Annotated in this window: 12 protein-coding genes; 9 read left to right on the top strand and 3 right to left on the bottom strand. The window is 60.4% G+C overall.

All coding sequences use genetic code 11. The features are described 5' to 3' along the window. Positions 1-48 precede the first annotated feature (48 nt). Positions 49-1,197, bottom strand: a complete 1,149-nt coding sequence (gene dgoD, locus ACXHXG_RS29480) for a galactonate dehydratase (protein ID WP_104824409.1) — start codon at positions 1,195-1,197, stop codon at positions 49-51. 63 nt (positions 1,198-1,260) lie between these two features. Beyond that, entirely contained in the window at positions 1,261-2,028 is a 768-nt protein-coding gene (locus tag ACXHXG_RS29485; RefSeq protein ID WP_245463898.1) for a FadR/GntR family transcriptional regulator, read from the bottom strand. 223 nt (positions 2,029-2,251) lie between these two features. On the opposite strand from ACXHXG_RS29485, the gene ACXHXG_RS29490 reads away from it, so the two are divergent. The 4 genes from ACXHXG_RS29490 (at position 2,252) to ACXHXG_RS29505 (ending at position 6,431) form a co-directional block, all read left to right on the top strand. After that, positions 2,252-3,235 (top strand): arabinose ABC transporter substrate-binding protein, encoded by a 984-nt coding sequence (locus tag ACXHXG_RS29490; RefSeq protein ID WP_104824407.1) that lies wholly within the window; start codon positions 2,252-2,254, stop codon positions 3,233-3,235. A 69-nt stretch (positions 3,236-3,304) separates the two neighbouring features. Next, positions 3,305-4,810, top strand: a complete 1,506-nt coding sequence (gene araG, locus ACXHXG_RS29495) for an L-arabinose ABC transporter ATP-binding protein AraG (protein WP_457901585.1) — start codon at positions 3,305-3,307, stop codon at positions 4,808-4,810. 17 nt (positions 4,811-4,827) lie between these two features. Further along, positions 4,828-5,781 (top strand): L-arabinose ABC transporter permease AraH, encoded by a 954-nt coding sequence (gene araH, locus ACXHXG_RS29500; RefSeq protein ID WP_104824405.1) that lies wholly within the window; start codon positions 4,828-4,830, stop codon positions 5,779-5,781. Between the two features lie 218 nt (positions 5,782-5,999). Then, positions 6,000-6,431: an OsmC family protein gene (locus ACXHXG_RS29505; RefSeq protein WP_457901586.1), complete on the top strand. Its 432-nt coding sequence runs from the start codon at positions 6,000-6,002 to the stop codon at positions 6,429-6,431. Between the two features lie 256 nt (positions 6,432-6,687). Here ACXHXG_RS29505 and ACXHXG_RS29510 read toward each other — a convergent pair whose 3' ends face one another. Further along, the gene (locus ACXHXG_RS29510; RefSeq protein ID WP_457901587.1) at positions 6,688-7,038 is read right to left on the bottom strand and encodes a DoxX family protein; all 351 of its coding nucleotides are present in this window, start codon (positions 7,036-7,038) and stop codon (positions 6,688-6,690) included. A gap of 125 nt (positions 7,039-7,163) precedes the next feature. On the opposite strand from ACXHXG_RS29510, the gene ACXHXG_RS29515 reads away from it, so the two are divergent. The 5 genes from ACXHXG_RS29515 to ACXHXG_RS29535 all read left to right on the top strand — a co-directional run bounded on the left by ACXHXG_RS29515 (position 7,164) and on the right by ACXHXG_RS29535 (position 13,499). Then, positions 7,164-7,736: a TetR/AcrR family transcriptional regulator gene (locus ACXHXG_RS29515; protein WP_457901596.1), complete on the top strand. Its 573-nt coding sequence runs from the start codon at positions 7,164-7,166 to the stop codon at positions 7,734-7,736. 150 nt (positions 7,737-7,886) lie between these two features. Then, on the top strand, positions 7,887-8,366 hold the full coding sequence (locus tag ACXHXG_RS29520; protein WP_260303156.1) for a hypothetical protein: 480 nt from the start codon (positions 7,887-7,889) through the stop codon (positions 8,364-8,366). A 132-nt stretch (positions 8,367-8,498) separates the two neighbouring features. Beyond that, complete coding sequence (locus ACXHXG_RS29525) at positions 8,499-9,107, top strand: TetR/AcrR family transcriptional regulator (RefSeq protein ID WP_104824401.1); 609 nt, start codon at positions 8,499-8,501, stop codon at positions 9,105-9,107. A gap of 73 nt (positions 9,108-9,180) precedes the next feature. Beyond that, entirely contained in the window at positions 9,181-10,329 is a 1,149-nt protein-coding gene (locus ACXHXG_RS29530) for an efflux RND transporter periplasmic adaptor subunit (RefSeq protein WP_104824400.1), read from the top strand. A gap of 20 nt (positions 10,330-10,349) precedes the next feature. Next, positions 10,350-13,499 carry an efflux RND transporter permease subunit gene (locus tag ACXHXG_RS29535; RefSeq protein ID WP_457901588.1) on the top strand — a complete coding sequence of 1,050 codons (3,150 nt, stop codon included), beginning with the start codon at positions 10,350-10,352 and terminating at the stop codon, positions 13,497-13,499. Positions 13,500-13,672 lie beyond the last annotated feature (173 nt).

Genomic DNA, 13,672 nt, shown 5'->3' on the forward strand with positions numbered 1-13,672 from the left:
GCAAAACGCCCCGAAGTTCGGGGCGTTTCGTTTACGGGAGGAGAGCTCTTACCACTCGGCTACGCTGCCATCTTCATGGCGCCAAACCGGGTTGCGCCAGCGATGGCCTTCCTTGGCGCGCTCGATGACGTAGGCTTCGTCCACTTCGATGCCGAGGCCGGGGCCTTGCGGAATGCTGACGAAGCCGTCGGCATAGTGGAAGACTTCCTTGTTGGAGATGTAGTCGAGGATGTCGTTGCCCTTGTTGTAGTGTATGCCGAGGCTCTGTTCCTGGATGAAGGCATTGTAGCTGACGGCGTCGACCTGCAGGCAGGCGGCAAGCGCGATCGGGCCGAGCGGGCAATGCGGTGCCAGCGCCACGTCATAGGCTTCGGCCATCGCCGCGATCTTGCGGCATTCGGTGATGCCGCCGGCATGGGAAAGGTCGGGCTGCAGGATGTCGACATAGCCGTCCGACAGGACCGACTTGAAGTCCCAGCGCGAATAGAGCCGCTCGCCGAGCGCGATTGGCGTCGAGCAATGATTGGCGATTTCCTTCAGGGCTTCACGATTTTCGGAGAGCACGGGTTCTTCAATGAAGAGCAGTTTGTAGGGCTCGAGTTCCTTGGCGAGAACCTTGGCCATCGGACGATGGACGCGGCCGTGGAAATCGACGCCGATGCCGATATAGGGGCCGATCGCCTCACGAATGGTGGCGATGGTCTCAACAGCCTTCTCCACCTTGTCGTAGGTGTCGACGATCTGCATTTCCTCGCAGCCGTTGAGCTTGATCGCCTTGAAACCGCGGGCAACGACGTCCTTGGCGTTGTTGGCGACGTCGGAAGGGCGGTCGCCGCCGATCCAGGAATAGACCTTGATCTTGTCGCGCACCTGGCCACCCAGCAGCGAATGGATCGGCTGGCCAAGCGCCTTGCCCTTGATGTCCCACAGTGCCTGGTCGATGCCGGCAAGCGCCGACATGTGGATGGCGCCGCCGCGATAGAAGCCGGCGCGGTACATGACGTTCCAGTGATCTTCGATCAGAAAGGGGTCCTTGCCAATCAGATAGTCTTCCAGTTCATGCACGGCCGCCTGGACGGTCAAGGCCCGGCCTTCGACCACTGGCTCGCCCCAACCCGTGATGCCCTCGTCTGTTTCGATCTTCAGGAACATCCAGCGCGGCGGCACGATATAGGTGGTCAATTTGGTGATTTTCATGGGAACGCTTCCGTTTCGGCTTTTGGATCATATCAGCGGCGCCAGGCCGCGGATTTCGGGATTTCAGGTCTTGTTTTTCTCCACCCGCCCGATCGCTTTTTCGGCGGCGGCAAGGTCGCGGGTGGCAAGATCGAGCATGCGATGGGCGCAATCACGCGCAGAGGTGCGGTTGCGCAGGCGCAGCGCCTCCACCAGATCGCCATGGACGGCGATCGCCTCGTCGCGGCTGTCGACGGCGACATTCGAAGCATGCAATGCATATTTCAGCCCGGCATGGATGGCGCTCGACAGGCGGCGGAACACCTGGTTGTGGCTGGCGCTCAAAAGCACCGTATGGAACATCACGTCGGCCTCGGTGAAGCGTTCGGGATCATCGCCGGAATCGCGCATCTGCCGCCAGGCTTTTTCGAGATCGGCTATCTCCTGGGCGGTGGCGCGCTCGGCGGCATATTCGGCGGCCACCGGCTCGATGGTGCGCCGCGCCTCCAGGATGCAGCCGAGAATATCGAATTCTGCGATATAGGGACCCATCCACTCCAGCACGTCCTGATCAAGGATATTCCAGTCGTCCTTATCGCAGACGGTGGTGCCAATGCGCGGCTTGCCGCGCACGAGCCCTTTCGATTCGAGGATCTTCAGGGATTCACGGATGACGGTGCGGCTGACGCCGTAGAGATCGCAGAGATCGTTTTCGCGCGGCAGGGGCGAGCCGGAAGGATAGCGTTCGGAACAGATGTCCTCGGCGATCGCCGCCGTGACGTTCTTGCGCACGCGCGGGCGGCGCTCCGCCGCTCCGTTCAGCCTTTGCTCTTGCTGTTCAAACGAATCCAATTGCCTTCTCCGCAGCCGTTCTCCCGCGCGGCCGAGCCTCTGCTTAGCGGAATTTATTCCGCATGGCGATAAGCGTCGGCACGTTTGGCGGGCCATCCTTGCCAAAAGTCACACTATTATAATCATCATACATTGGCAATTGACTGGTATGATGATTTATCATAATTCAAGAAGCACTGCCAGGGAGGGCAGTGTGCTTCATTTCGAATTTTGGGAGAGAGTCATGCGCTTTTTCAAAGCAGCTATTCTGGCTGGTACGGTTGCGGTCATCGCAGCCACCTCCGCCTTGGCGGCAGACGTGAAAATCGGCTTCGTGGTCAAGCAACCGGAAGAACCCTGGTTTCAGGACGAATGGAAGTTCGCCGACATCGCCGCCAAGGAGAAGGGCTTCACGCTCGTCAAGATCGGCGCGCAGGATGGCGAAAAGGTTCAGGCTGCGATCGACAATCTCGGCGCCCAGGGTGCGGAGGGCTTCATCATCTGCACGCCCGATGTGAAGCTCGGCCCTGGCATCGTCGCCAAGGCGGCGGCCAACCAGCTCAAGCTGATGACGGTTGACGACCGTCTGGTCGGCGCCGACGGCAAGCCGCTGGAAGACGTGCCGCATATGGGCATTTCCGCCACCAAGATCGGCGAGAGCGTCGGCCAGGCGATTGTCGATGAAATCAAGAAGCGCGGCTGGGACATGAAGAATGTCGGCGCGATCCGCGTTTCCTACGACCAGCTTCCGACCGCTGTCGACCGCGTCGAAGGCGCTATTTCGGTGCTGAAGGGTGCCGGTTTCCCGGCCGCGAACATCTATGACGCGCCACAGGCCAAAACCGACACGGAAGCAGCGCTCAATGCTGCGACCACCGTGCTCAACAAGCATGCCGACGTGAAATACTGGGTGGCCTTCGGCCTCAACGACGAAGCCGTGCTCGGCGCTGTCCGCGCGACGGAATCGGTCGGCATTCCCGCCGCCAACGTCGTCGGTGTTGGCATCGGCGGCGCGGATTCGGCAATCAACGAATTCAAGAAGCCGCAGCCGACGGGCTTCTTCGGCACCGTCATCATCTCGCCGAAGCGTCACGGCTACGAAACCGCGATCGATATGTACGACTGGATCGCCAACAGCAAGGAACCGCCGAAGCTGACGCTGACCTCCGGTTCGCTGGCGCTGCGCGGCGATTATCAGAAGGTCCGCAAGGATCTCGGTATCGAATGATCGTCATCTCCGGATGATCGCGGCCCGGTGGCAGTTTTGCCGCCGGGCTCTTTTACCAGTGAGAGAAACATGGCCTTTCTCGAATTCAACGGTATTTCGAAGAGCTATCCCGGCGTTCAGGCGCTGTCGAACATCACCTTTCCGGTCGTCAAAGGCGCCGTGCATGGGCTGATGGGCGAAAACGGCGCCGGAAAGTCGACGTTGATCCGCATCCTTTCCGGCGATCAGGCGGCGGATGCGGGTACGATATCCATCGACGGCCAGGAGCAGCACTACCATTCGGTGCGTGATGCCTTCCACGCCGGCGTCACCGTCATCCATCAGGAGCTGCAACTGGTGCCGGAACTGACGGTCGCCGAAAACCTGTGGCTCGGCCGCTTTCCGGCGAAAGCCGGCATCATCAATAGCAAGACGCTCGTCGATACCGTGCGCGCCAAGCTCCGGGAGATCGGCATCGATGTCGATCCGGCCGCCAAAGTGTCGTCATTGTCGATCGGCGCGCGGCAGATGGTGGAAATCGCCAAGGCCGTTATGGTCGATGCCCGTGTCATCGCGCTGGACGAGCCGACATCGTCACTCTCCTCGCGCGAAAGCGAGATCCTGTTTTCGCTGATCGAGCGACTGAAATCGAACGGCACCGTCATTCTCTACGTCTCGCATCGGCTGGACGAGATCTTCCGGCTCTGCGATGGCCTGACGGTGTTGCGCGACGGCAAGCTCGCAGCACACCATCCCGATATCAGGAAAGTAACGCGCGAGCAGATCATTGCCGAAATGGTCGGCCGCGAGATCAGCAATATCTGGGGCTGGCGCGAGCGGCCGCTCGGGCCTGTCCGGCTGGAGGTCAAAGGGCTCTCAGGGTTGAGACTTCCGACGCCGATCAATTTCTCCGTCCGTAGGGGCGAAATCCTTGGCTTCTTCGGCCTGATCGGCGCCGGCCGCAGCGAGATGGCACGGCTGTTGTTCGGCGCCGATCATCGTCACCAGGGCACGGTCACTATCGATGGCGTTACGGTCGCTGCGAACAATCCCAAGGTAGCGATCCATGCCGGCATGGTACTCTGCCCGGAGGACCGCAAGCTCGATGGGATCATCCAGGGCCGCTCGATCCAGGAGAATATCGCCATTTCCTCGCGGCGGCATTTTTCGCCGTTGGGCCTATTGAGCCCGCGCAAGGAAGCGGCCCTTGCCGATCAGTTCGTCGCTAGGCTGCGCGTGCGCACGCCGTCGCGCAAGCAGGACATCATCAATCTTTCCGGCGGCAATCAGCAGAAGGTCATTCTCGGCCGCTGGCTGTCCGAACAGGGCGTCAAGGTGCTGGTCATCGATGAGCCGACGCGCGGCATCGATGTCGGAGCAAAATCGGAAATCTATGAAATCCTTTATGAATTGGCAGCCGGCGGCATGGCGATCGTCGTCATCTCCAGCGAACTGCCGGAGGTCATGGGCATTTCAGACCGGATCATGGTGATGTGCGGCGGCAAGGTCGCTGCCGATGTGACGCGGGCGAATTTCAACGAGCACCAGATCCTCACCGCCGCATTGCCGGACAAAAACGCCGCAAGCACATTCTGACTAGGGAAATCGTGACGATGTCTTCCTTGAAAAAAATACTCCTCGGCGAACAGGGCCTCGTCGTCATCTTCGCGGTGGCCTTCGTCATCGTGTCGCTGACGGTTCCGAATTTCCTGACCGAGCGCAACATGATCGGCCTGCTGCAATCGGTTGTCACGATCGGCATCGTTGCCTGCACCATGATGTTTTGCCTGGCCTCACGCGATTTCGATCTTTCCGTCGGCTCGACCGTCGCCTTCTGCGGCATGATCGCGGTCATGGCCTCGAACGTCACAGGCTCCATCATTCTCGGCCTGCTGGCGGCGCTCGTGTGCGGCGCGATCGTCGGCCTCGTCAACGGTGCGCTCATTGCCAAGCTGCGCATCAATGCGCTGATCGCGACGCTTGCCACCATGCAGATCGTCCGTGGTCTGGCGCTGATCGCCTCGGACGGCCGCGCGGTCGGCATCAACGATCCGAATTTCTATCAATTGGCACTCTCGACCTTTCTCGGCATTCCGACGCCGATCTGGATCATGGTGATCCTGTTCCTCCTGTTCGGCTTCGTGCTGAATCGCACCACCTTCGGCAAGAATACGCTGGCGATCGGCGGCAATCCGGAGGCTTCGCGGCTGGCGGGCGTGAACGTCGCCACGATGCGGATCTGGATCTTCACGCTGCAGGGCTTCATCTGCGCCATCGCCGGCATCCTCCTGTCCTCGCGCATCACCTCCGGGCAGCCGAATGCGGCGATCGGGTTAGAGCTGCTGGTCATCTCGGCCTGCGTGCTCGGCGGCGTATCGCTGGCAGGCGGCCGGGCCTCGATGAGCGGCGTCATCGTCGGCGTGCTGATCATGGGCATTGCCCAGAACGTCATGAATCTCCTCAATATTCCGGCCTTCTATCAATATCTCGTCCTTGGCTCGATCCTGCTGATCGCGGTGACGCTGGACAATATTCGCTCGGCCGCGGCGGGACGTGCGAGGGGATAGCCAAGGGTTGAGCAGAGCCCCAGAGGTTAATTGTTACAGCGCTGTCGTCTTCGGCGGATAGAGCATTATATTGTCGATTGAGGCAGCCCAGAGCATCCCGCTTTCAAGCGACTATGCGTTCCAGCGAACGCAGGTCGCTCTGGTGCTGCCTCCTACGGCCATTGCGGGGAGGGCAAGGGGCTCTTTCCCGGCGTTCAATCAACGACTAGGAGGACGGCATGCAGATCAATCGTACAGGTTCGGCCCAGTGGTCCGGCGGTCTGAAGGACGGCAAGGGTCAGATTTCGACCCAGAGCGGTGCGCTCAATCACTATCCCTACGGTTTTGCCAGCCGCTTCGAAGGCGTTCCCGGCACTAATCCGGAAGAGCTGATCGGTGCGGCCCATGCCGGCTGCTTCACCATGGCTCTGTCGCTGATCCTCAATGAAGCCGGTTTCACCGCCGAAAGCATGGAAACGACCGCCAAGGTCACGCTTGAAAGCGTCGAAGGCGGCTTTGCCATCACCGCCATTCACCTGACGCTGACCGGCAAAGTCCCCGGCTTCGACGAAGCCACATTCACCGAACTCGCCAACAAGGCCAAGGCCGGTTGCCCGGTTTCCAAGGCGCTTGCTTCCGTTCCGATCTCTCTGGAAGTGCACGCCGCCTGAGCAGTCCTTTCGATGGAGAGCGCCGTGCCGATGGTGCGGCGCTTTTTACATGCCAGGCGTTAGGGCACGGCATCGGACGGCATGAGCCGATGCGAACCGCAGCGCAACTCGTGCTACGTACTCGCCGTGAGCGCGAGCAGTTTGCAGGTCGCCGATCGACATTTCGCCCTGGGCTGCGTCGGCATCGCTTTGCGCCATCGGCGCGGTGTACGATCCCATCCTGTTTGCATCGTCAGGTTTCGTTGCAGCGAGATATTCAGACTTGGCCGCTAACACTTGCCAGTGCCAGCAGCAACAGGAACACGAAAGGTGGCGGGAGCTCTCGATAGTTCCGGATACGGACAATGGCACCGATCGCGGCGAGCATAATGCAAGCGCCCAACGCCGCCCCGATATATCGGGTGCCGGCTGTTATCAAGAGCACCGCCGTTGCAAGCTCGAAGGCGGCTGTGACCCAGCACCACCAGAAAGGAAATCCAAGTCGCACGAAACCCGCGCGGATTTTCGGATGTCCACTCGCATTGACGATAGCGCCGACGAGAAACGCCCCGGCGGCCAGCCAGACGAGGATTGTATCGAGCGATGTTGCGCCTGTGAAAATGTTCATTGGAACACCCGTTGATCTCTTCTGTATAGCGACGTCATTTAATCTAGCACTGCTAGTTTGTCAATCAATGTTCCTTTTGATAGTTTTGCATCAGGAAAATCGCGCGCATGAAGATTGAGGCACGGGTGGGTATCAGCGAACGCAAGACTCGAGAACGGGCCGAACGTGAACGCAGGATCGTCGTCGCTGCGAGGACGATCGCGGAACGCGACGGCTGGGCTTCCGTCACGATCCGGCGCCTCGCCGAGGAGATAGAATACAGTCAGCCAGTTCTCTATTCGCATTTTGAAAATCGCGACCAGATCGTCGGAGCGGTCGCGCTCGAAGGCTTCGGCGAATTGGCTGCGATGCTCCGCGCCGCGATCCGGCCATCATCCACATCAAAGGAGCGAGTGGAAGACATCGCAGTCGCCTATCTCGATTTCGCTTTCGCTCGCCCTGCGATGTACGAGGCGATGTTCGTCCTGCCGACTGGCCTCCGCTTCGCCAGATCCGACACGCCAGTTCAACTTCGCGATGGTTTCGGAGCCATGGCGACGGTGATCGCGCCGTTCTCCCAGGATGTGGATACGGCTACCGAAACTTTTTGGGCGGCACTTCACGGTCTGGCGGAGCTTGAACGTCACGGCAGGATAAGACCCGCTTTCCGGGCTCAACGTATCACGCTCATCATGCAGATGGTGACAAGTCAACTCTGAGAGCGGGCCCTGCGATTAATCTGATCCCGCATAAGAGGCTTGGAAAATGCGGGATAGTGCGCTCATATTCCGCCGTAAATGTACAATCCCGCATCCAGGGCCCGGACTATCCTTTTCACGGAAAATGCATTGCGAAAAGGGGATTGCAGAATGTCCGGACTCACGTTGATTCACGTCATTATCAGCCTGATCGCCATCGCTGCCGGCATCGTCGTCGCAGAGGGATTGATTTCCGTGAAGCGCCATGAGCGCTCCACGTTTGTCTACATGGTCACCATTCTGCTCACGAGTTTGACCGGATTCCTCTTTCCTTTCAACGGCATTACGCCCGGCATCGTATTCGGCATCATCACCGTTCTGCTTTTCATTCCGACGGCAATCGCCCGCTACAGGCAGCGGATGGCCGGTATCTGGCGGCTTGTTTTCATCGTCGGCAGCCTGCTGATGCTCTATCTCAATTGTGTTGTGCTGATCGTTCAGTCCTTCCAGAAAATTCCATTGCTCAATACGCTGGCACCCATGGGGAACGAGCCGCCGATCCTCGCCGTACAGACCGTGTTGCTGCTCGCGTTCCTGATCGTCGGCTTCCTCAGCGTCCGCCGTTTCCAGCCGTCGCTTCTGCGTATCTAATTATCGCAATCTGACTCCATCGACAGCGTCTCAACCGCCTCGTTTCGCGGAGCGGCTTCTTGACATTTGAGCCTTGATGATTTACGAGTGACGAAAATTAAAAATCGTCACTCGTAAATCGGAAGCAACCCAATGCTCGATCCTTCTGCGGTTAGCGCCGATCTTGCACGTCAGGAGAACGTAACGCGGATTCTCGATTCCGCCGAAAAACTGTTTCGCCACTACGGCTACAGCAAGACGACGGTTGCCGATATCGCCCGTGATCTCGGTATGTCGACCGCGAATATCTATCGGTTCTTCGCGTCCAAGACGGAAATCCACCAGGCCCTGTGCGGCCGCATGCTCGCGCTGAGCTACAAGATGGCCTACGACATCCGTCACATGCCGATCAGCGCTTCCGAGCGGCTGCGCACTTATGTCCATGCCCAATACAAGTTGACGCTCGAGACGATGCTCGACGAACAGAAGGTGCATGAGATGGTCGTCGTCGCCATCGAGCGCGATTGGCATGTCATCGAAAAGCACATTGACCGGATCCATGACCTCATGGCTGAAATCATTGCCGAAGGCATCGCCGCCGGCGAGTTTTTCGAACAGGATCCAGTCGCCGCCTCGAAATGCTTCGGCGCGGCGACAATCATTTTGTGCCACCCGCAAATGGTCGCGCAATGTCTTGCGAAGACGAACCGGGCGGAACCGGACGATCTTATCGAATTTGCTATCAGAGCGCTAAAGAAATAGTAGTACGCGCATTGGATGATCCACGCGCCTTTGCATTGCATTTGACTAAAGCCGTTTGATCAAGGAGAGCGACATGGTTTCGCTGACGACCAACATACGATCCGCTGCCGGCGCTGCCGTCTTTGCTGCCGTTGCGCTCACGCTTTCGGGCTGCAACGAGAAGAAAGAAGAGACTGCGGAGGTGATCCGGCCGGTGAAAGTGGTCGAGATCGCCCAGGCGGATACGACGCGCAAGCTCGACTATTCCGGTGCGGTCAAGGCGCGGACGGATATGAACCTCGGCTTCCGGGTCAACGGCAAGATCGTCGAGCGCAAGGTGGATATCGGCGAGAAGGTCAAGCCCGGCGACGTGCTCGCCCGCATCGACTCCACCGATTACGCTTTAGCCGTGCGCCGCTCCCAGGCCGATCTCGATGCGGCCGAGAAGCAGGTGCAGACCACGGAGCTTGCCCGCAATCGCGCGCAGCAGCTCTTCGACAAGAACGTTTCCCCGAAATCGCAGCTCGAACAGGCCGAGCTTTCCTATGACCAAGCCGTGTCGACGCGCGATTCCGCCGTGTCGGCGCTGGCGGAAGCGAAAAACCAGGTCGCCTATACCGATCTGACTTCGGACATGAACGGCATCGTGACGACCATCAATGCCGATGTCGGTCAGGTGGTCGGCTCCGGCACGCCCGTGATCACCGTTGCCGTCGACGGCGAGAAGGAAGCGCAGATCGCTGTCCCGGAAATGGATATTGCGCAATTCAAGGTCGGTAAGGACGTCAAGGCGCGCTTCTGGTCCGACGATGCGCTGGTGCTGGACGGCAAGGTGCGTGAGGTATCCGGAAGCGCCGACGCGCAGTCGCGTACCTTTGCGGTCCGCGTCAGCCTGCCCAACGATCCGCGCGTGCTGCTCGGCATGACCGCGACCATCGAGGCGCTGGCCGACAATACCCGGCCTTTCGTCTCCATTCCGCTCAGCGCGCTTGCGGAGAAGGACGGTCAGCAGATCGTCTGGTTGGTCGACCGTAGTGCCGGCACCGTGCACTCCCGCAGCGTCAAGGTTGCCGACTTTGCCGATGACGGCGTGCGTGTCGCCGATGGCCTGAAGGCCGGCGATGTCGTCGTTGCCGCCGGCACGCAATTCATGAGCGAGAACATGAAGGTCAAGGTGCCGACCGGGCAGCAGGCTTCGGCTGAGACACATGGCAGCGCCGCGGCTGCCGATATCGTGCGCTGAAAGGATCGAGGGGCGGGACAATGATTATCAACAGCACCTCCGACGAAAAGAAGCGCTTCAACCTGTCGCGTTGGGCGATCGGCCATCCGAGCATCGCGCGCTTCCTGTTCGCGCTGATCATCATCGCCGGCGCGCTTGGGCTCACGCATATGGGCCAGAAGGAAGATCCGGATTTCACCTTCCGCGTCATGGTCGTGCAGACCATCTGGCCTGGCGCCTCGCTGCAGGACATGGAAGACCAGGTGGTCAACAAGATCGAGCGCAAGCTGCAGGAAACCCCGCATCTCGATTGGGTTAAGTCCTATACCCGCGCCGGCTTTGCCATCACCACCGTCCAGATCAAGGGCGACACGAACACCGAACAGGTGAAGGACGCCTTCTATCAGGTGCGCAAGAAGGTCGGCGATATCGCCAACACGCTGCCCTCCGGCCTGCTCGGCCCCTATTTCAACGATGAGTTCGGCGATACCTTCATCACCCTGCATTCGATCAGCGGTGCCGGCTACAGCTATCCTGAGTTGAAGAAATTCGCGATCCAAGCCCGTGATATGCTGCTCGAGACGCCCGGCGTCGAGAAGGCTGTGATCATCGGCGATCAGCCCGAACAGATCTATATCGATGTCTCCTCCAAGGTGCTGGCCGAGCGCGGCCTGACGCTGACCGCCCTGCAGAACGCGATCGTCGGCCAGAACAATGTCGATCCGGCCGGCACCGTCGATACCAGCACGCGCTCGGTTCGCATCTCGGTCGAGGGGGACGTCAACAAGATTGAGGATATCAAGAATCTCCGGCTGACCGCCGGCGGCCAGGTGACGCGTCTCGGCGATATAGCGACGGTCAGCGCCGGGCTACAGGATCCTTACACGGCCAAGTTCCTCTATAACGGTCACGAGAGCGTCCAGCTCGGCGTCGTCATGGCCAATGGCAACAAGGTGACCGACGTCGGCAAGGCGGTGGAGGAGACCTACAAGCGTTTCGAGGCATCGCTGCCGGTCGGCGTGCAGGTCGACCAGATCTCCAACCAGCCGGAAGTGGTGACGGACGCCATCAGCGAGTTCATGCATGCGCTCGGCGAAGCGCTGGTGATCGTGCTGATCGTTTCCTTCCTGTCGATCGGCTGGCGTTCAGGCCTGGTGATCGCCATCGCCATTCCGCTGGTGCTGGCGGCGACCTTCGCGCTCATGTACGAGCTCGGCATCGACCTGCAGCGTATCTCGCTCGGCGCCCTCATCATCGCGCTCGGCCTCCTCGTCGACGACGCGATGATCGTGGTCGAATTGATGGAACGCAAGCTGGAGGAGGGGCTGGTCAAGCTCGATGCGGCAAGCTTTGCCTATTCCTCGACCGCCTTTCCGATGCTGACGGGTACGCTGATCACCACGGCGGGCTTCATCCCAGTCGGCTTCGCCGCGTCGACGGCCGGTGAATACGTTCGCACGCTCTTCTATGTCGTCGGTATCGCGCTGGTGATTTCCTGGTTCGTGGCGGTCTACTTCACACCCTGGCTCGGTTATATGATCCTGAAGCAGCGGCATCATGCCGGCGAGCATCACGACGTCTTCGATACGCGCTTCTACCGCCGCCTGCGGTCGTCGGTGAGCTGGGCCGTGCGCCATCGCGTCATCGTGCTGCTTCTGACGCTCGCCGCCTTCGTCGGCAGCTTGTGGTCGTTCCAGTTCATTCCGCAGAATTTCTTCCCGCAGTCTTCGCGTCCGGAAATTCTGGTCGATCTCTGGCTGCCGGAAGGCACCAGCATTAAGGAAGTCGAACGCCAGGCGCAGAGGTTGCAGGCCCGCATGGCCGATGATCCCGACAAGCGGTTCATCGCCACCTATGTCGGCGAAGGTGCCCCGCGCTTCTTCCTGCCGCTCGATCAGCAGCTCACCAACCCGAACTATGCCCAGTTGCTGGTCATGGCCAAGGACGAGCCGGCGCGCGAGCGATTGATCGTCAAGCTGCGCAGCATGCTTGCCGCCGACTTCCCCTCGGTCCGCGCCAAGGTGGACCGCCTGTTCCTCGGTCCGCCGACCGGCTGGCCGGTGCAGTTGCGTGTCATGGGTCCGGACCGGCAGGAGGTTCGCCATATCGCCGATGATGTAAAAGCGCGCTTCGCGCAGAACCCGCTGCTCGGCGCCATTCATGACGACTGGCTGGAGCCGGTGCCGGCCATGAAGCTGGTGATCGATCAGGACCGCGCCCGTGCACTCGGCGTCACCTCGCAGCGTATCCGCCAGATGCTGCAGGCCTCGATGTCCGGCGTCACCCTCGACAATTATCGTGAGGGCGAGGAGACCGTCGGCATCGTTGCACGGGAGCCAGAGGCCAGCCGCCACCTGCTGACCTCGGTCAATTCCATCTATATCCCGACCGACTCCGGCGGTTTCGTGCCGCTGTCGCAGGTCGCAAAGGTCGTGCCCGTCATGGAGCAGAGCATCGAGTGGCGCCGCGACCGCCTGCCGACGATCACGGTCAGGGCGACGCTTCCCGACAATGTTCAGTCGAACGACGTGACGGCCAAGCTCTACAACGACATGGCCGATCTCAGAAACAGCCTGCCGGCGGGCTACAAGATCGAGATCCAGGGCGGTGCCGAAGACAGCGCCGAAAGCCAGGCCTCGATCGCCGCCAAGGCACCGATCATGCTCGTCATCATCGTCGTGCTGCTGATGGCGCAGCTCCAGCACTTCGGCAAGGCGATGCTGGTGCTCTCCACCGGTCCGCTCGGCATCATCGGTGCAGCCGGTGCCCTGTTGGTCAGCGGCGCGCCCTTCGGCTTCGTGGCGATCCTCGGCGTCATCGCGCTGCTTGGCATCATCATCCGCAATTCGATCATCCTCGTCGACCAGATCGATCAGGACATCGCGGCGGGCATGGACCGGAAGGAAGCGATTATCGGCTCGGCCGTCCGCCGTTTCCGGCCGATCATGCTGACGGCGTTGACGGCGGTGCTGGCGCTGATCCCGATCTCGCGCGGCGTTTTCTGGGGTCCACTTGCCTACGCCATGATGGGCGGCATCCTGGTTGCCACAGTGCTGACCATCTTCGTGCTGCCGGCGGGCTATGCGCTCTTTTTCGGCCGCGAGCCGAAGAAGAAAGGACAGCAGCCCGTCGAAGAGCAGGAGAGCAACGACGCCGTACATCATCTACCACCGGCTATGGCAGCGGAATAAAAAGCGCGGGCAAAGCGTGAAAGGGGCCCCGGCTTGTGCCGGGGCCCTTTTTTATGTGCGCCCAGCATGGGCGCACTCTCGTGGGTGGAAGTCCCACCGTAAGCTGGTCATGGCGAGCGAAGAGAAGCGCAACTGCGGAAGGGCGACCGACCGTGGGGAGGAAGCGTGGATCG

Source organism: Rhizobium sp. LEGMi-198b, assembly GCF_054114205.1.

What these genes read in the sequence shown, in the direction of transcription:
- ACXHXG_RS29510 (WP_457901587.1), bottom strand. Translation starts at nt 7,038, where the DNA reads ATGAACATTTTCACAGGCGCAACATCGCTCGATACAATCCTCGTCTGG.
- ACXHXG_RS29520 (WP_260303156.1), top strand. Translation starts at nt 7,887, where the DNA reads ATGTCCGGACTCACGTTGATTCACGTCATTATCAGCCTGATCGCCATC.
- dgoD (WP_104824409.1), bottom strand. Translation starts at nt 1,197, where the DNA reads ATGAAAATCACCAAATTGACCACCTATATCGTGCCGCCGCGCTGGATG.
- araG (WP_457901585.1), top strand. Translation starts at nt 3,305, where the DNA reads ATGGCCTTTCTCGAATTCAACGGTATTTCGAAGAGCTATCCCGGCGTT.
- ACXHXG_RS29535 (WP_457901588.1), top strand. Translation starts at nt 10,350, where the DNA reads ATGATTATCAACAGCACCTCCGACGAAAAGAAGCGCTTCAACCTGTCG.
- ACXHXG_RS29525 (WP_104824401.1), top strand. Translation starts at nt 8,499, where the DNA reads ATGCTCGATCCTTCTGCGGTTAGCGCCGATCTTGCACGTCAGGAGAAC.
- ACXHXG_RS29490 (WP_104824407.1), top strand. Translation starts at nt 2,252, where the DNA reads ATGCGCTTTTTCAAAGCAGCTATTCTGGCTGGTACGGTTGCGGTCATC.
- ACXHXG_RS29505 (WP_457901586.1), top strand. Translation starts at nt 6,000, where the DNA reads ATGCAGATCAATCGTACAGGTTCGGCCCAGTGGTCCGGCGGTCTGAAG.
- araH (WP_104824405.1), top strand. Translation starts at nt 4,828, where the DNA reads ATGTCTTCCTTGAAAAAAATACTCCTCGGCGAACAGGGCCTCGTCGTC.
- ACXHXG_RS29530 (WP_104824400.1), top strand. Translation starts at nt 9,181, where the DNA reads ATGGTTTCGCTGACGACCAACATACGATCCGCTGCCGGCGCTGCCGTC.